17 protein-coding genes are annotated in these 17,551 nt (G+C 68.0%); 1 reads left to right on the plus strand and 16 read right to left on the minus strand.

What is annotated here, in order from left to right:
* Positions 1-111: 111 nt before the first annotated feature.
* The 14 genes from V6B97_RS01195 to V6B97_RS01260 all read right to left on the minus strand — a co-directional run bounded on the left by V6B97_RS01195 (position 112) and on the right by V6B97_RS01260 (position 13,795).
* Positions 112-1,539 (minus strand): NADH-quinone oxidoreductase subunit N, encoded by a 1,428-nt coding sequence (locus V6B97_RS01195; protein ID WP_333504667.1) that lies wholly within the window; start codon positions 1,537-1,539, stop codon positions 112-114.
* Positions 1,536-3,086, minus strand: a complete 1,551-nt coding sequence (locus tag V6B97_RS01200) for a complex I subunit 4 family protein (protein WP_333504668.1) — start codon at positions 3,084-3,086, stop codon at positions 1,536-1,538. Before V6B97_RS01200 ends, V6B97_RS01195 begins: the two co-directional genes overlap by 4 nt.
* Before the next feature lie 33 nt (positions 3,087-3,119).
* Positions 3,120-4,904: a Na(+)/H(+) antiporter subunit D gene (locus tag V6B97_RS01205; protein WP_333504669.1), complete on the minus strand. Its 1,785-nt coding sequence runs from the start codon at positions 4,902-4,904 to the stop codon at positions 3,120-3,122.
* Complete coding sequence (locus V6B97_RS01210) at positions 4,891-5,148, minus strand: hypothetical protein (protein ID WP_333504670.1); 258 nt, start codon at positions 5,146-5,148, stop codon at positions 4,891-4,893. Before V6B97_RS01210 ends, V6B97_RS01205 begins: the two co-directional genes overlap by 14 nt.
* 9 nt (positions 5,149-5,157) lie before the next feature.
* Positions 5,158-6,657, minus strand: a complete 1,500-nt coding sequence (locus V6B97_RS01215; RefSeq protein WP_333504671.1) for a monovalent cation/H+ antiporter subunit D family protein — start codon at positions 6,655-6,657, stop codon at positions 5,158-5,160.
* Complete coding sequence (gene nuoK, locus V6B97_RS01220) at positions 6,657-6,971, minus strand: NADH-quinone oxidoreductase subunit NuoK (RefSeq protein WP_196609706.1); 315 nt, start codon at positions 6,969-6,971, stop codon at positions 6,657-6,659. The genes V6B97_RS01215 and nuoK overlap by 1 nt, the downstream gene beginning before the upstream one ends.
* Entirely contained in the window at positions 6,968-7,474 is a 507-nt protein-coding gene (locus tag V6B97_RS01225; RefSeq protein WP_333504672.1) for an NADH-quinone oxidoreductase subunit J family protein, read from the minus strand. Before V6B97_RS01225 ends, nuoK begins: the two co-directional genes overlap by 4 nt.
* Before the next feature lies 1 nt (position 7,475).
* Entirely contained in the window at positions 7,476-8,120 is a 645-nt protein-coding gene (locus tag V6B97_RS01230) for a 4Fe-4S binding protein (RefSeq protein ID WP_333504673.1), read from the minus strand.
* A 310-nt stretch (positions 8,121-8,430) separates the two neighbouring features.
* A complete protein-coding gene (gene nuoH, locus V6B97_RS01235) occupies positions 8,431-9,405 on the minus strand; it encodes an NADH-quinone oxidoreductase subunit NuoH (RefSeq protein ID WP_333504674.1) in 975 nt (324 codons plus the stop codon).
* A 6-nt stretch (positions 9,406-9,411) separates the two neighbouring features.
* Positions 9,412-10,632 carry an NADH-quinone oxidoreductase subunit D gene (locus V6B97_RS01240; protein WP_333504675.1) on the minus strand — a complete coding sequence of 407 codons (1,221 nt, stop codon included), beginning with the start codon at positions 10,630-10,632 and terminating at the stop codon, positions 9,412-9,414.
* Positions 10,625-11,230, minus strand: a complete 606-nt coding sequence (locus V6B97_RS01245; protein ID WP_333504676.1) for an NADH-quinone oxidoreductase subunit C — start codon at positions 11,228-11,230, stop codon at positions 10,625-10,627. The genes V6B97_RS01240 and V6B97_RS01245 overlap by 8 nt, the downstream gene beginning before the upstream one ends.
* Positions 11,227-11,790, minus strand: coding sequence for an NADH-quinone oxidoreductase subunit B (locus V6B97_RS01250; RefSeq protein ID WP_333504677.1), 564 nt, complete (start codon positions 11,788-11,790; stop codon positions 11,227-11,229). The genes V6B97_RS01245 and V6B97_RS01250 overlap by 4 nt, the downstream gene beginning before the upstream one ends.
* A complete protein-coding gene (locus V6B97_RS01255; protein ID WP_333504678.1) occupies positions 11,766-12,146 on the minus strand; it encodes an NADH-quinone oxidoreductase subunit A in 381 nt (126 codons plus the stop codon). Before V6B97_RS01255 ends, V6B97_RS01250 begins: the two co-directional genes overlap by 25 nt.
* 758 nt (positions 12,147-12,904) lie before the next feature.
* Complete coding sequence (locus V6B97_RS01260) at positions 12,905-13,795, minus strand: sialate O-acetylesterase (RefSeq protein WP_333504679.1); 891 nt, start codon at positions 13,793-13,795, stop codon at positions 12,905-12,907.
* A 433-nt stretch (positions 13,796-14,228) separates the two neighbouring features.
* Between V6B97_RS01260 and V6B97_RS01265 the strand changes: the two genes are divergently transcribed.
* On the plus strand, positions 14,229-14,486 hold the full coding sequence (locus V6B97_RS01265; protein WP_333504680.1) for a hypothetical protein: 258 nt from the start codon (positions 14,229-14,231) through the stop codon (positions 14,484-14,486).
* Positions 14,487-14,535: 49 nt separating this feature from the next.
* On the opposite strand, the gene V6B97_RS01270 is transcribed toward V6B97_RS01265, so the two are convergent.
* Positions 14,536-14,910 (minus strand): hypothetical protein, encoded by a 375-nt coding sequence (locus tag V6B97_RS01270; protein ID WP_333504681.1) that lies wholly within the window; start codon positions 14,908-14,910, stop codon positions 14,536-14,538.
* Positions 14,911-15,150: 240 nt separating this feature from the next.
* The gene (locus V6B97_RS01275; protein WP_333504682.1) at positions 15,151-17,331 is read right to left on the minus strand and encodes a glutamine synthetase III family protein; all 2,181 of its coding nucleotides are present in this window, start codon (positions 17,329-17,331) and stop codon (positions 15,151-15,153) included.
* Positions 17,332-17,551 lie beyond the last annotated feature (220 nt).

The raw sequence follows: 17,551 nt of genomic DNA on the forward strand, positions 1-17,551 counted from the left end.
GAAGTGTAAGGAATCCCCCTGCCCCGTGATGCGGGACAGGGGGATTCCGTATGGTTTCGGGAAAGCCGGGGCCGGGGGACGGCCCCTTCGTTCTTTCGTTTTCGGACCGGATCAGCCGAAGAGGGCCATCCCCGCCTTGACCGCCTTCTCGAACAGCGGCGCGGGCACGATGCCTAGCACCAGCGTGGCGGCGGCCAGCGCCACCGCGCCGCCCAGGCTGAACGCGCTCTGGTCGGGCGCGGGCAGGGCCGTGTTCTCGTCCGGCTCGGTGTAGGCGTGGCGCACCAGCGACAGGTAGTAGTAGATGGCGATGGCGCTGTTCAGGGCCAGGGCGATGACCAGCCAGTTGTACCCGTGGTTCCACGCCGCCGTGATCAGGAACAGCTTGCCCATGAAGCCCGCCGTGGGCGGCAGGCCCACCAGGGCGAAGGCCCCCACGCCAAGGGCGAAGGCCAGCACGGGAGAGCGGCGGTGCAGCCCGTTGAGGTCGGACAGGACCAGGTTGCGCCCGTCCACGGCCACCCGGGAGACCACCCAGAAGCACAGCAGGTTCATGACCACGTACACCAGCGCGTAGAACGCGGCGGCGGCAAGGCCCTCCGCCGTGCCGGACACCAGGCCCACGGTGACGTAGCCCGCGTGCGCCACGGACGAGAAGCCCAGCATGCGCTTCAGGTCCTGCTGCACCAGGGCGCACAGGTTGCCGAAGGTCATGGAGATGACGCCCAGCCAGGCGATGGCCGTGGTCACCTCCAGCCCCGGCTGGAGCAGGGCGGCCAGGCGCACCAGCACCACCACCGCGCCCAGCTTGGGCAGGGTGGCCACGTAGGCCGCCGTCTCGTTGCTGGCGCCCTGGTACACGTCGGGGCACCAGAAGTGGAACGGGAACAGGGCCAGCTTGTAGAACATGCCGCACAGGAACAGGGACAGGCCCACCACCGCCGTGGGGCTTGCCGCCCACGACCAGTCGCGCGCGGCCAGCGCCGCGATGTACGTGGTCTGCTGCGCGGCCATGATGTACGACAGCCCGTACAGCGAGATGGCCGTGGCCGCCGCGCCGAACAGGATGTACTTGACCCCGGCCTCGGCTCCCTCGCGGGTGCGCCCGCGCAGGGGAATGAGCACGTACAGGCTGTACGAGGACAGTTCCAGCGCAAGGTACAGGGTCACCAGTTCGGCGGCGGACGCCAGCAGCATCAGGCCCCACGCCGAAACCCCCAGGAACAGGAAGTAGTCGGCGCGCTTGCCTTCCTCCAGCGTGGGCTGGCGGGTGGCGTTGAGCACGGCGATGCAGAAGCCGCCCGCCACGCACAGCTTGAAGAACTGCGACAGGGCGTCCACCTTGTAGGCGTCCCACAGCAGCAGTCCTTCCGCGGGCAGCCCGGCCACGGTGGCGGCCAGCACCGCCAGCGCCCCGTAGGGCAGCCAGCGGTGCGCCGTCACGGACATGGGTCCGGCGGCCAGCGCCTGCACGAACAGCACGGCCACCAGCAGCAGCATGGCGCATTCGGGAACAAGCAGGGCAAGGTCGAGGTTCACTGGCGCACCTCCTTGGCGATGGCGGCGGATGCGAGGACGGCGGGCGGTTCATGCCTGTGGGCGTCTTGTGCCAGCGGGGCTTCCTTCACCGGGGCGCGGCCCCGCAGGTCGGCCAGCAGGCGGTCGACGGAAGGGTCGATCAGCCGCAGGAAGGGCGCGGGCGCAAGTCCTATCCACAGCACCAGCACGGCGGGCAGCAGCAGGTAGGTCCATTCGCGGCGGTTCAGGTCGTTCCACGTCCTGGCCGTGGACGGGCTGCCCCAGGCCATGCGCAGGCTGACCCGGAACATGTACGCCGCCGACAGCAGCGCGCCGGGCACGATGAGCGCGCCCACGGTCAGGCTTTGCTGGAAGGCGGCCACGAACACCAGCACCTCGCCCACGAAGCCGTTGGTGCCCGGAAAGCCGAACGAGGCCAGGGCATACAGCCCCCAGAAGAACATGAACGCGGGCAGGTACTTGCCCATGCCCATGTTGTCCGCCACCTCGCGGCTGTGGCTGCGTTCGTACAGCGCGCCGATCATCATGAACATGGCGCCGGTGACGATGCCGTGGTTCAGCATCTGGAGCAGCGCGCCCTGCACGCCGCTTTTCTGGAACAGGAAGATGCCCAGCGTCACGAAGCCCATGTGGGCCACCGACGAATAGGCCACCAGTTTCTTGATGTCGGTCTGCCCCAGGGCCACCGCGCCCCCGTACAGGATGGACACCACCGAGACGCCGATCATCAGCGGGGCGAAGTGCACGCTGGCCTCGGGCGTCAGCGGCAGGCAGAAGCGCAGGAACCCGTAGGTGCCCATCTTCAGCAGCACCGCCGCTAGGATGACGCTGCCCGCCGACGGCGCCTGCACGTGGGCGGCGGGCAGCCAGGTGTGGAAGGGGAACATGGGCACCTTGATGGCGAAGGCCAGGGCCATGGCCAGGAAGGCCCAGTACTGGAAGCGGAACCCGAAGGTCTGCTGCATCAGGTCGGGGATGGAGAAGGTGCCCCCGGCGATGCGGAAGGCCACGATGGCGACCAGCAGCAGGGTGGACCCGGCAAGGGTGTACAGGAAGAACTTGATGGACGCGTAGCGCCGCTCGGCCCCGCCCCACACCGCGATGAGCAGGTACATGGGGATGAGCATGGCCTCCCAGAACACGTAGAACAGCACCAGGTCCATGGCCGTGAACACGCCGATGCAGGCGGAGGTCATCAGCAGCAGGCAGATGTGGAACTCCTTCACCCGCTTGCCGATGTACGTCCACGAGCAGAGCACGCACAGCGGCAGGGTGAACAGGGTCAGCCACACCATCAGGATGCTGATGCCGTCCACGGCCAGGTGGTATTCAAGGCCCCAGCGGGCCACCCAGGTCATGCGCTCCACGAACTGGAACCCGGCGTCGGGGTTGAAGGCGATGAGCGGCCAACCCGCCGCAAGCCCGGCCAGCGACGCCGCCAGCGACACGCGGCGCACGGTCTCGTCGTCGCGCAGGGGCAGCAGCAGCGCCGCCGCCGCAAGGGGCAGGAAGATCAGGATGCTGAGGACCGGTATGTCAGGATACACAGGCGTCTCCGTTTTTTGTGGGTCCCGTTGCGGCTAGCCCAAGTACCAGACGAGCCCGAACACGCACAGCGCGAGGAAGGCGGCCAGCCCCAGGTAGTCCTGGAGGCTGCCGTTCTGCGTGCGCGCGCCAAGCCCGCCGATGCCCCGCACCGTGCGGGCGCTGCCGTCCACCACGCCGTCGATGGCCCTGCGGTCGAACCACACGGAGCCCAGCGCGACGCCCATCAGCCCGCGCAGGCCGCCCGTGCGATAGGCCTCGGTCCAGCGGTCGTCCAGGAAGGCCAGCGGGCGGCACACGAAGCGCATGGCCCCGGTGCCCACCGCGCGGTAGGCGATGTCCACGTCCAGGTTCAGCCCTTCGTGCGGGGTGATCACCTTGCGCAGCAGGTAGAAGGCCAGGCCGGAGAAGCCCAGCAGCAACAGGGCCTGCAACACGTGCCACACGGACCACGGCACGTAGGGGTGTTCCACCTCGAAGGGCAGCCAGGCGTACAGGATGGACGGGGCCACGCCCTGCGCGATGCACAGCACGGCCAGCACGGTCATGCCCGCGTACATGTTCCACGGGATGGGGGCCAGCGCACGGGCGTTGTCCGTGGGCTTGCCGCCCCAGAAGGCGAAGTAGGGCAGCTTGATGCCCACCGAGATGAACGTGCCCACCGCCGCGATTTCCAGGCCCAGCGCCACGAGGGTGCGGTGCGCCTCGGCCGCGCCGGTGATGGTCATGGTCTTGGAGATGAACCCGTTGAACACCGGCATGCCCGAGATGGACAGGGCCGCCACCATGTACAGCACCATGACCCACGGCAGCCGCGCGGCCAGGCCGCCCAGCTTGTCCAGCTTGGCGGTGCCCGCCGCGTGCAGCAGGCAGCCCGCGCCCATGAACAGCAGGCCCTTGTACAGGATGTGCGCGTAGGCGTGGGCCACCGCGCCGTTCAGCGTCATGGCCGTGCCCACGCCGATGCCCGCCACCATGTACCCCACCTGCGAGACGATGTGGTACGACAGGATGCGCCGGGCGTTGTTCTCGATGCACGCGTACAGCACGCCGTACACCGCCATCACCGTGCCCGCCGCCGCCAGGATTTCCCACCCGGCGAAGCCGCGCGCCAGCACGTACACCGCCGTCTTGGTGGTGTAGGCGCACATGAACACCGAACCGGTCACCGTCCCGCGCGGGTAGGCGTCGGGCAGCCAGGCGTGCAGCGGCACCACGGCCGCGTTGACGCAGAACCCGGCCAGGATCAGCCATTCGTACAGGGGCGGGGTTCCCGCCGGGGCCATGGCCGTGAATTCCCACGTGCCCAGGGCCTTGTAGCGCAGCAGCAGCCCCGCCAGCAGCAAGAGGCCCCCGGCGGTGTGGTAGAGAAAGTAGCGGAAGCCCGCCAGCACCGACTCGCGCGTGCGGTTCAGCAGCACGAGGAAGGTGGAGCCGATGGACATCAGTTCCCAGAACACGAACAGGGTCAGGTAGTCGCCCGCGAACACGCAGCCGAACCCGCCGGACACGTACAGGGCGGCGGCGATGTGCTGGCCCCGGTCCTCCACGTGCATGGCGTACAGCATGCCCGCCAGCGACATCACCGCGAACACCTGGGCGAAGACCAGCGACAGCTTGTCCACGCGGCCCAGCAGCAGGGTCTGCCCCAGCCAGTGCAGGGTCAGATGGTCGCCCGGCGTCATGGTGAACACGGCGAAGATGGCCAGCACCGCCGGGGCGGGCAGCAGCCAGTTCCACCACTTGCCGCGCAGGAAGGGCAGCACCGCCGCCAGGGCCAGGAACCCGATGGCGGGATGCAGGAAGCTAGACGTCTCCATAGTGGTCCTCCTTGCGCACGATGGCGGGCTGCACCATGCGCTTCATGATCACCACCATCAGCACGCCCACCACGAGGCCGAACAGCGCCCAGAAGCCGGGGTAGGCATCGAGGCCGAAGTGCGGCTCGTGCGGGCCGATGAACAGGTTCAGCAGCACGAGGGCGGCCAGCACCCCGTACAGCGCCTTCAGCCATGCGCCGCGCAGTTCGCGCTGGCGTTCAAGGAATGCTCCGAGTCCGTTCATGGTGCGCTCCTAGAAGTGGCCGAACGCCTGGATGAAGTTCAGGAACACCTGCGGGTACAGGCCCAGCAGCAGCGATATGGCCCCGGTCAGGCACAGCGGCACCACCATGGAGGCGGGGGCCTCGCTGTACTGCTCGATGTTGGCGTCCGGGGCGGGCGGCAGCATGAACGCCCGGTAGAAGATGGGCACGAAGTAGCCCGCGTTGAGCAGGGTGGACAGCAGCAGGGCCACCAGCAGGGCGGTCTGCCCGGCCTGGAGCGAGCCGTTGACGATGTACCACTTGGAGACGAAGCCGCACACCGGCGGCATGCCGATCATGGACAGCGAGGCCAGGCCGAAGGCCCCGAAGGTCCACGGCATGCGGCGGCCAAGACCGTTCATCTGGCTGATCTTCTTGATGTGCGTGGCCACGTAGATGGCCCCCGCGCCGAAGAACAGGGTGATCTTGGAGAAGGCGTGGTGGGGGATGTGCATCAACCCGCCCTGCACGGCCGCCGGCGTCAGCAGGGCCACCCCGATGATCACGTAGGACAGCTGGCTGACCGTGGAATAGGCCAGCCGGGCCTTGATGTCGTCCTTGGTCAGGGCGATGAGCGAGGCCCCCACGATGGTGAACGCCGCCAGCCACGCGGTGGGAATGCCCAGGCCCAGGGTGTCCATGGCCTCGACCCCGAAGCCGGACAGGATGATCCGGCTGACGGAGAACACCCCCGCCTTGACCACGGCCACCGCGTGCAGCAGGGCCGAGACCGGCGTGGGGGCCACCATGGCCGAGGGCAGCCAGTTGTGGAACGGGGCCAGGGCCGCCTTGGCCAGGCCCGCGATGTACAGCACGTAGGTCAGCCGCACCAGGTTGGGGTGGGCGGCGATGACGTCCGCCGGGAACATGCCGTTCAGCACGTCGCCAAGGCGCATGTCCAGCGTGCCGGTGAGCACGTAGGTCAGGATCATGGCGGGCAGCAGGAACAGCTTGGAGGTGCCCATGAGGTACACCAGGTACTTGCGCGCCCCGGCAAAGCCCTCCGCGTCCTGATGGTGCGCGACGAGCGGGTAGGTGAAGACCGTGATCACCTCGTAGAACAGGTACAGGGTGAACACCGTGGCCGAGAAGGCCACCCCCACCGCGCCGAAGATGGCCACCGCGAAACAGGTGTAGTAGCGCGTCTGGGCGTGTTCGTTCAGCCCGCGCATGTACCCGATGTTGTAGCTGGTGGCGAAGCCCCACAAAAAGGTGGCGATGAGCGCGAAGATCATCCCCAGCCCGTCGGCGCACAGGGTCAGGCTGATGCCGGGCAGGATGGTGGTGACGGTGTAGGTGTAGATGGTCCCGCCGATCACCCCCGGCGCCAGTTGCAGCACCGAGACGAAGGTCAGCGCGGCGGCGATGAACGACACGGCCTCGCGCCGGTTGGCGTTGCCGCGCGCCAGCATGATGGCGAAGGGCGCCACAAGGGTGATGATAAGCGGAACGAGCAGGCTTGCGGTTTCGATGGTGTTGGGCGCTGTCATCACTGCTGCTCCCTCAGGGTGGCCAGGGCGTCGGTGCGGGTGGTGCCGAAGCGGCGGAACACCACCACGATGGCGGCCAGGGCCACGGTGGCTTCGGCGGCGGCAAGGCCCATGACCAGCAGCGTGGCCAGTTGTCCGAGGGCGGCGTCGGCCCCGGTGAGCTGGGTGGCGGCCACGATGGACAGCCCCGCGCCGTTGAGCATCAGTTCAACGGCGATGAGCATGCCCACCAGCGTGCGCCGCTTGACCAGCCCGGCCAGGCCCGCGCCAAGCAGCACGAGGGAGGCCAGTTGGTAGAGCACGAGCGGTTTCACTTGTCCCTCCTTTCCCAGACGAGCAGCACGGCCCCGGCCATGGAGATGAGCAGGACCACCGAGATCAGTTCGAAGGGCAGCACGTAGTCCTCCATCAGCCTGCGGCCAAGGTCGGCCAGCGGCACGTCCGGCGGCAGCAGGTGCGACGCCGTGGGGTGCAGCAGCAGGATGGGGGCCAGCAGCGCGCCGGGCAGCATGGCCGCCAGCACGCCCTTGAAGGTGCGCGCGGCCGGGGCGGGGTCCGCCTCGTCGCCGTCGGCGTCGGCCCGGGCCAGCATCAGCGCGAAGAAGATCAGCACGCAGATGGCGCCCACGTAGATGAGTATCTGCATGAAGGCCATGAACGGCGCGTTGAGCAGCAGGTACATGCCCGCCACGCCCAGCAGCGTGGCGACGAGCCCCACCAGCGCGCGCACCAGGCTGGCGCAGCCCACGGCCATGAAACAGCCGACGACGATGACCAGGAAGTAGAAGCCGAAGGCGAGGATTGCCGGTGTTTCCATGTCACGCCTCGCTTGCGGGGGTTGCGGTGCCGGGGGCGGAGGGCGCGGCGGCCGGTGCGGGGGCCTCGGGGGCTGCCGTGGTCGCCGGAGCAGGGGGTTCGGGCGCGGCCTTTTTCGGTTCCGGCTTGCGCGCCGCGGCCTTGCGGGCCAGGCGGGCCAGCTGGTCGAACACGAAGTCCTCGCGTTTCGTCCCCACCAGGTAGATGTCGTTGGAGAAGCCGATGGAATCCACCGGGCAGACTTCCACGCAGCTGCCGCACAGGCTGCACAGCGAGAAGTCGTAGGTCCAGGTGCCGGGGGCCTTGGGCGGCGCGGGCTTCTTGGGCTTTTCGCCGCGCGCCTCGGCCTCGGCCATGGCCTTCAGTTCTTCCGGCGTGGGCTTGGGCGCGACGGCGCGGGTGACGGCGATGCACCCGCTGGGGCAGGCCGACACGCAGAGCATGCAGGCGATGCACCGGGGCTTCGCCGGGTCCTTGTCCAGTCCGATGAGTTCTATGGGGCCCCGGAACGAGGCGGCCGCTTCCGGCGTTACCTCGGCCCGGGGATAGTGCACGGTGACGCCGGGTTTGCAGAACTCCTTGCCGGTGATGCCAAGGCCCACCACAAGGCTCCACAGGTCGGCGATGGTGCGGAAGATCGATGCCATTATATCCTCCTCAGGAACGGGGCGTTGTCACGTACTGCTTTTGTCCGCCTCCGGCGGGCGGGGGGCCTTGCCATCTCTGCTATCGTCATCCGTAATGCTCGGAAAGACGCTCGCATAACGGCTGTCGTCCCCGCACCCCCCTTCATTGTGGACTGCTTGCCCACATATGAAAGTTTTGGGGGGATGGGGTGGGGGTTCGGGGGAGGGGAAGGAGACCCTTTTACGCTTTGCGGTCGCCATCCGTACGGCTCGCGGACTCGCCTACGGCTGCCGCAAAAGGGTCCCTTCCCCTCCCCCGATTCCTCTTTCCCTACAGCTTCATGACGAACGCGGTCGCCAGCAGGTTCAGCACGCCGAGGGGCAGCAGCCACCGCCAGTTCATGTTCAGCAGCTGGTCGAAGCGCACGCGCGGGAAGGTCCAGCGCAGCCACATCATGGTCAGCAGCAGCGCGTAGACCTTGGCCAGGAACCACCACACGCCGTCCAGGAACGGTCCTTTCCAGCCGCCCAGGAACAGCACGGTGCACACGCTGCACGCCACGATCATGCTGGCGTATTCGGCCAGGAAGAACATGCCGAAGCCCATGCCCGAGTATTCGGTGTGGAAGCCCGCGGTCAGTTCCGATTCGGCCTCGGGAAGGTCGAAGGGGGCGCGGTTGGTTTCGCCCAGGGCGCTGACGAGGAAGATCAGGAACGCCAGCGGCTGCACGGCGATGTTCCACTGCCAGGGCATGCCGCCCTGCCCGTCCACGATGGCGGTGAGGCTCAGCGTGCCTTCCTGGAAGGCGATGGCCAGCACCGAGAGCAGCAGGGGGATTTCGTAGGCCACGGACTGGGCCACGGCGCGGGCCGCGCCGAGCAGGCCGTACTTGTTGTTGGAGCCCCACCCCGCCAGCAGCAGGGCCAGCACGTTGAACCCGGTGAAGGCGAGGATGAGCAGCAGGCCCAGGTTCACGTCCCACCCGGTGAGCAGCGGGCTGAAGGGAATGGGCAGGAACAGCAGCAGCACGGGGAAGAAGGCCAGCACCGGGGCCATCCAGAACAGCAGCGGGTCGGCCCTGTCCGGGCGCACCAGCTGCTTGCCGATGAGCTTCAGGGCGTCGGCCACGGCCTGCAATATGCCTTGCGGTCCGACCTCGTAGGGGCCGGGGCGGCGCTGGATGAAGCCCGCCACCTTGCGTTCGGCGTAGACGAGCAGCAGCCCGTTCAGCCCCACGAAGACGGCCACGCCCACCAGCGCGAGCACCACGTGCAGCACGGAATCGAAGGAGATGGTTGCATTCATGGCGGCCTACCTGTCGATTTCGGGGATGACCATGTCGAGGCTGCCGAGGATGGCGACGGCGTCGGCCAGCAGGGTGCCGCGCGCGCATTCGGCGAACAGGGCCAGGTTGGAGAAGCCCGGCGCCCGCAGCTTGACACGGTAGGGCGTCTTGCCGCCGTCGCTGGCGATCCACACGCCGATCTTGCCGCGCGCCCCTTCCACCACGAAGTACGATTCGCCCGCGGGCAGCTTGAAGCTGGGCTTGGGGGCCTTGGGGTGCATGTGGTCGCCCTCGGGCAGTTGGTCCAGCGCCTGCTCCACGATGCGCAGGCTCTGTTCGATCTCGGCCATGCGCACCATGTACCGGGCCATGGAACACTGCTCGTGGCGGACGGGAATCTCGTAGTCCAGCCTGTCGTACACGGAGTAGGGTTCCGCCCGGCGCACGTCGTAGGCGATGCCGCTGCCGCGCGCCACCGGGCCGCTGGCCCCGTAACGGGTGACCATGTCCGGCGGGATGACGCCCACCTCTTCGATGCGGCGGCGCAGGATGATGTTCTCCGTCACCAGCGCGGTGTACATGGGCAGGCGCGAGCGCATGTGCGGGATGAACTCGCGCACCCCCTGCACGAAGGCGGGCCCGGCGTCGGTGTACACCCCGCCGAAGCGGAACGAACTGTACGTCAGGCGCGACCCGGTCATGAGTTGCAACAGGTCCAGCAGCCGTTCGCGGTCGTCGAAGGCGTACATGATGGGGGTGAAGGCCCCCAGGTCCAGCAGGTACGCACCCCACCACAAAAGGTGCGAGGAGATGCGGTTCAGCTCGCAGGTGATCACCCGCAGCCATTCGGCCCGCTCGGGAATCTCGATGCCCGCCAGCTTTTCCACCGCGCCCACGTAGGCCCAGTTCCAGGCCAGGGCGTGCAGGTAGTCCACCCGGCCCATGTTGGGCATGAACTGGGCGGGGTTCTTCACCTCGGCCATCTTCTCGTGCATGCGGTGCAGGTAGCCCAGCACGGGTTCCGCCCGGACGATGTATTCGCCGTCCAGTTCCAGCAGCACGCGCAGCACGCCGTGGGTGGACGGGTGCTGCGGCCCCATGTTCAGGATGAGCGATTCCGGGCGGGCCCCCTGCTCGAAGCGGCAGGTGTAGCCGTCGCCCGCGATCTGGTCGTCGGCGCAGCCCCCGTCCGCCGAGGCGGCGGGACAGGACGTGGCGCGCTGCCGGAGGGTGTCGGTGCTATGCATTGTCGGTGCCCTCCCCGGTGGCGGCGGCCCTGGCCTTGGCGGGCTTGGCCGGTTTGCTGTCCTCGGCCGGTTCCAGCAGGTCGAAGCCGTCGGCCTTGCGCAGCACTTCCGCCTCGCGGCCGGGCGCGGCCAGCAGGGCGGACAGCGGCGCGCGGGCGGCGGCGTCCTTCAGCAGGGGGTGGCCCTGCATGCCTTCGGGCAGCAGCAGCGGCGCGGGGTTGGGGTTGCCGGTGAAGGCGATGCCGTAGAAGTCGGCGGTTTCCCGTTCGTGCCATTCCGCGCCCTGATGGATGTCGGCGATGGAGGGCAGCGCCGGGGATTCGCGGTCCGTCAGGACGTGGACGGCCAGGCGGCCGGGGGCGGTCATGCGGTCGAAGTGGTACACCGCCACCAGCCCTTCGCGCACGTCCAGGCCGCAGATGTCCTCCAGGTGCCAGCCCGCCTCCAGCAGCAGGGCGGCGGCCCGGGGCAGGACGTCGGCGGACAGGAAGGCCGACCAGGCGAGGCCGGTGCGGGCCGGGTTCTCGCGGGCCATGTACGCGGGCTCCAGCGGGGCCAGCAGGATGTCGGGAGTGGGAAGGGAGGTTCCGGGCGTCATGCGCCACCTCCCAGCGAGCCGGAGACCTCGGCGGGCACCGGCCACCAGCGGCGGCCGGTGATCTTGTGCTGGATCTGGAACAGCCCTTCCAGCAGCGCTTCGGGCCGGGGCGGACAGCCGGGCACGTACACGTCCACCGGCACTAGGTTGTCCACGCCCTCTACGATGGCGTACTGCCCCTCGAAGTTGAACGGCCCGCCGGAGATGGCGCAGTTGCCCAGCGCCATGACGTAGCGCGGCGCGGGCATCTGTTCATACAGGCGCACCAGCGCCGGGGCCATCTTGCGGGTGACGGTGCCCGCCACGATCATCAGGTCCGACTGGCGCGGCGAGGGCCGGAACACTTCGGCCCCGAAGCGGGAAATGTCGAACCGGGCCATGCCCACCGCCATCATCTCGATGGCGCAGCAGGCCAGGCCGAAGGTCATGGGCCACAGCGACATGGCCCGGCACACGTCCAGGATCTTCTGCACCGGCGCCACGTTGACGATGGGCGCATCGACCCCGCCCGTGGCCGGTACGATGACCGGCGGCCTTACAGGGCAATCTTGCGCGGCCATGTGAACACCCCCTTGGCGCGGAAATAGACCAGGGCAAGCACGAGGAAGAACAGGAAGACGCAGATCTCGGCGAAGGCGGCCCAGCCCACGGTGGCGTGGTAGTGGGCGGCGGCGGGGAACAGATACAGCACGTCCACGTCGAAGGCGATGAACAGCAGGGCGTAGACGTAGTAGTTGATGCCGAAGCGGGTCCAGGCGTTGCCGTGGGGACGCATGCCGCATTCGTAGGACATGCCCAGGTCGCCGCCGCGCGCCCGTGGAGCCACGAGCAGGGCGAGGATGAGCGGGCCGCCCGCGAACGCGAGCCCCGCCACGAGGAAGAGGATGATAGCCAGATGCAGGATGTCGAAGACCATCGGTCACCTCCGGAAACCAGTGGAACCGCGGCGCGGCCGCGGCATTGGATTGCCCGTTGCGTGCGCAGGCCACGTCAGGAGCGCCTGACGTGCGGTGCGCGCCGGCGGCGACCGTGTCCGCCGGGTTGGCGTTCCGCCGGTGATGGCGGGCGGAACGCGGAGGAAGGTGGAGTTGGGGTGGGTTACCTTGTCGTGTTACGTTTGTCAAATTAGTGTTACTGGTTGGAATGCCGTACTGCGATCACTGCCGTGCCCGTGCGGTCCGGGACATCCCTTCGCCCCGGTGGCAGCCGACGCGAAAAGGCCCGCCTGGCGAGGGGCGTGGGCAGTTTCGCGTACCGAATGGAATAATGGTCTATCATCCGTATATCACCCAAAGTCAGTAACCGCTACCATGTTTGGAAATTCACGTGGAAATATTTGGGCTTCGCCGCCGGGCGCACCCGCGCGGCCGGTGAAACCGGGGCAAGCGGGCGTAAACCGGGGGTGTGCGGGGGATGGGGGCGAGATTGTCTGGTCAGGCAAACGAATTGGTTGAACGGCGAAAGAAGTTTTTGCGGAACCTGCCGTCAATGCTGACTTTTAAGGTCAGGATGCGTCGCGTGGTGCGGGCGGAAGGGGGAGCGGCCGGGGGCGCAGGGGAGCGGACGCGGTGGTTCCGCCCGGACACGATGGTTCCGCCCGGACGGGGCGGGCACGGAAGAACGCGGGAAAAGGAGCGCGGGAAGGGCGTGGCCCGTAGGCCGGCGCCGGGCCTGCTATTCGGCGGCCTGCTCGGCGTCGAGCATGGCGTCCATCCACAGGCCCGCCACGATGTCGCCGCCTTCGTCGGTGAAGTGGCAGCCGTCGCGGCGGAAGGGCAGGCCCACCTCGTCGGTGTCCGGTCCCAGGGCCACGTTGGGCACCTGCGTGGCCAGTTCCTGCTGGGCCTGGCGCACCGATTCGCTGCCGTAGCGGCGGCACAGCGAGGTCTGCGAGACCAGCACCGGATTGTCGATGCCGAAGGTGCGCAGCGTGCCCACCAGATCGAGAAAGTCGTACTTGTAGAGCAGGCGCGGCAGGGAATTGAGGGCGTCGGATTCGCCGTGGAACCAGAACACGTAGTCGGGCCGGATGGGCAGTTGCTGGATGGCGCGCAGGCGTTCCTCCAGCTTGGGTCGCACCGGGCCGCCGGGCAGCCAGTAGGACAGCGGCGAGCCGCCCTCGGCGATGACCGAGAGCACCACGTACCGCCAGCGGCCCGTGGCCAGCGCCAGCCGCGCGAAGCGCGACCACACCGACCCCCGCTCGCCCGTGGCGCCCAGCATGGGGTCTTCGGCGGGGTACAGGGTGCCGTCGTACTCGATGAACACGTTGTCGAGATCGTCGGAGGGCAGGGGCGTTTCCACCTCGTTGGCGGCGTTGGACTGCCCCATGACCAGCACGTACAGGGTGTTGCCGTCGGCCAGCCGCTCCAGCGGCACCGGTTCGCGGTTGGAGATGTCGGTGACCAGGTCGGAATCGTCGAACTGGCTGTAATCGTACAGCCTGGCCTTGACGTAGCGGGCCAGGCCCACCAGGCCGTCGCGCAGGGGGGCGTGCAGCAGCACCGCCGCCGCCAGCAGGGCCGACAGGACGAGGAGGCGGAACTGACGGGAGCGGCGCGACATGGTGGGCTTTCCGGCAGGCTTTCCGGGGCAGGGGAAGGGCGGTGGGACGGTGACGGACGTTGCCGGGTTGCAGCGGGGTTGTGCCGGGTTGCAGCGGGGTTGTGCTGGATGCCTTCTAGAGCCACCGGGGGCGGATGGCAAGGGAAATGGTAACGGCGTGCAGCCCCGCCGGGAGCGGCAAGGCGGGGCCTTGGCAGAGCGGGCGGAAACCGGAGCGGGGGACACGGTTTGCCATGCCTGCCGCCGGGGTGTACGGTGCGGGACAATCCCCTCCCAAGACCGTGCCCGCCCCGAAAGGAGCAAGGAGCCCGCGCGGCCCGGAGCCAACCCCGCGACCTGTCTGGCCTGTCCGACCTATCCGACCGACCCAACCGGCCCGACCTGTCAGTCAACTGGGGGACGGCTTGCCCGCGAAGCTGTTCACGGTACCATCATGTCCCATACGCCCTGTGTCGGCTGCGGCTGGTGCTGTCTGTCCGACCAGTGCCAGGTTTCGCACCGGCTGCACGGCTACCTGCCGCGCTGCCCGGAACTGGTCTGGGATGGAGCCCTCGGCCGTTACCTGTGCCTGCTGATGGCCCCGTCCCGCGCGGCATCCGGTCCGCTGCCGGATCTTGCGGAACTGCGTCAGGGCCTGGGCTGCTGCGCCCCGCTGTGCTCGTGGCGGCGCGACGTGCGCCACCGGGGATAGCGCCGCCCCGCGGACGAGGCCGTTCCGGCCCCGATCCCCACCCCGGTCCCTACGCCTCCCAGACGTCCAGCCTGTCCTCGGGAATGGCGTGTTCGGACAGGAAGGCCCAGGCCACGTCCTCTTCGCCCTCGGGCACGATGAGCACCAGGTGCCCCTTGATGGCGTCCGCGTGGCGGGCGAAGGCCTGCAACCGTTCCGCCAGTTCCTGCGTGGCGAAGGCCTCGCGCGGGCATATCTCGAAGATGCAGGGCACGCCCTTGGCGTTGGTGGCGGTCAGGTCCGGCACGTGGCCCTCCACCGGGGCGGGCTCCGGCATGTCCTCGTAGCCGCTCACCAGCAGGCCGGTGAAGCCGCTTTCCTCCAGCGCCTCGTAGGCCGCCTCGATCAGGTAGTCGTAGCCGTCGTCTTCTTCGTGGTTGGCCATGGAATCCTCTTGCGGAACCGCGTTCGCGGGGATGTGCGCGGCCGGGCGGGCCGGTGGGCGGCCCATGCCGCCATGCCGCGTGGTGCCTCATGCCGTAGACGGGGCAGCGCCCGGCGTCAAGCCGGGCCTTTCGCGCGGCGGGCCTGCACACCCCCGTTTCAAGGGGCAGCATGGAAAAAGGGCCGCCCCCAAGGGCGGCCCCGTGTCTTCGCATGTCTGCCGTCCGGCAGGGCGCGGGCCCTACTTGATGAACAGCATTTCCTGGTAGCTGGGCAGGGCCCACAGGTCGTCGGCCACCACGGCTTCCAGCGCGTCGGCGTATTCGCGCACCTTGAGCATGGCGGGCAGGATCACGTCGCACATGTGCTTGGCTTCGGCGTGGGTGCCGTCGGCCTCGTGCTCCAGCTTCTTCTCCAGTTCGCCCACGGCGGCCTGCATGGCGCGCAGCTTGGCGGTCACGTCTTCAAGGGTGACCACCTTGTAGTCGTGCCCGGCGGCCTTCAGGTTGGCGCAGGTGGCGGCCAGTTCGCCCTGGTAGCGCATGGCGGCGGGGAAGATGATGGTGCGGGCCATGCGGATGACCAGGTTGGCTTCGGTCTTCACGGTCTTGCAGTACTGCTCGAGGTAGATTTCCTCGCGCGACCTCACTTCCGCCTCGCTGAACACCCCGTAGGAGGTGAACAGCTTGACCACTTCGGGGCTGCCCAGCACGGGCAGGGCGTCGGGGGTGGTCTTCAGGTTGGGCAGGCCGCGCTTTTCCGCTTCCTTGTGCCATTCCTCGGAGTAGCCGTCGCCGTTGAAGATGACCTTGTCGTGCTCCTTCATGATCTTCTGGAGCAGCTTCTGCACGGCGTCGTTGAGCTTCTTGGGGTCGCCCTTGGTGGCCTTTTCCAGTTCGGTGGCGATGTAGTCCAGCGATTCTGCCATCATGGTGTTCAGGGCGACCTGGGGACCGGCGATGGACATGGACGAGCCCACGGCGCGGAATTCGAAGCGGTTGCCGGTGAAGGCGAAGGGGCTGGTGCGGTTGCGGTCGCCCGGATCCATGGGCAGCGGCGGCAGCACGTCCACGCCGATGTTCATGACGCAGGCCTTCTTGCAGCCGTTGACCTTGCCGGTCTTGATCTGTTCGAAGACGTCGGTGAGCTGTTCGCCGAGGTACACGGACATGATGGCCGGCGGGGCCTCGTTGGCGCCCAGGCGGTGGTCGTTGGAGGCGGAGGCCACGGTGGCGCGCAGCAGGGCGCCGTACTTGTGCACGGCGCGGATGGCGGCGGCGCAGAACACCAGGAACTGGGCGTTCTCGTGCGGGCTTTCGCCGGGGTCGAACAGGCTGCCCAGTTCGGCGTTGCCGATGGAGTAGTTGAGGTGCTTGCCCGAGCCGTTGATGCCCGCGAAGGGCTTTTCGTGCAGCAGGCAGACCATGCCGTAGCGCTTGGCCACGCTGCGCAGCACGGTCATGATCAGCTGGTTGTGGTCGGTGGCGAGGTTGCTGACCTCGAAGATGGGGGCGATTTCGTACTGGCTGGGGGCCACTTCGTTGTGGCGGGTCTTCACCGGCACGCCGAGCTTGAACAGCTCGCGCTCCACTTCCATCATGAACGACAGCACGCGGCGGGGAATGACGCCGAAGTACTGGTCCTCGAATTCCTGGCCCTTGGCGGGCTTGGCGCCGAACAGGCTGCGGCCGCAGATGTGCAGGTCGGGGCGGGCGAAGGCGAAGTTGCGGTCGATGAGGAAGTATTCCTGCTCCGGACCGGCGAACGAGCCCACGGGCAGCTTGGTTTCGGTGCCGAACAGCTTCAGCACGCGCTGGGCCTGCCTGTTCAGGGCCTGGTTGGCGCGCAGCAGCGGGGTCTTCTTGTCCAGGGCCTCGCCGGTCCAGGAGACGAACGCGGTGGGAATGCACAGGAAGGTGCCGTTGGGGTTTTCAAGGAGGTAGGCGGGGCTGGTCACGTCCCAGGCGGTGTAGCCGCGCGCCTCGAAGGTGGCGCGCAGGCCGCCGGAGGGAAAGCTGGAGGCGTCGGGTTCGCCCTGGATCAGCAGCTTGCCGCTGAATTCGGACAGGGCGCCGCCCTTGCCGTCGGGCACCAGGAAGGCGTCGTGCTTTTCGGCGGTCAGGCCGGTGAGCGGGTAGAAGACGTGGGTGAAGTGCGTGGCGCCCTTCTCGATGGCCCAGTCCTTCATGGCGTTGGCGACCACGTCGGCGATGGAGGGGTCGAGCTTCTCGCCGAGTTCGATGGTCTTCTTCAGCGACTTGTAGACCGTCTTGGGCAGGCGGTCCTTCATGACCTTGTCGTTGAAGACGTTGCAGCCGAACAGCTCGGTGGGCTTGGTTTCGGCGAAGTTCATGGGGGCCGCGCTCGGCTTGTAGTTGGTGATGGCCGAGATCGCGTTCAGACGGGCCTGGATTCCGCTCATGGACGTTCTCCTGAAAGGGGGTTGCGGTAATCGCGATGCTTACAAATTTGTCGCATTTGTCCGGCGCGACCTGCTCGCGCCGGTGTCCCTGTTCACGTAGTTCACGTGGTCGCCTGCCGGGGTGCGGCTGTGTGCCGGTTCCGCCGCGTACCGCGTGGCGGGTGTCGGCGCGTTGCGACGCCAAAGGCAAAGCAAGAAGCGGTCCACCAAAAAAAGGTCC

The organism is Nitratidesulfovibrio sp. 1201_IL3209 (genome assembly GCF_036763125.1).
GTDB lineage: Bacteria > Desulfobacterota > Desulfovibrionia > Desulfovibrionales > Desulfovibrionaceae > Cupidesulfovibrio.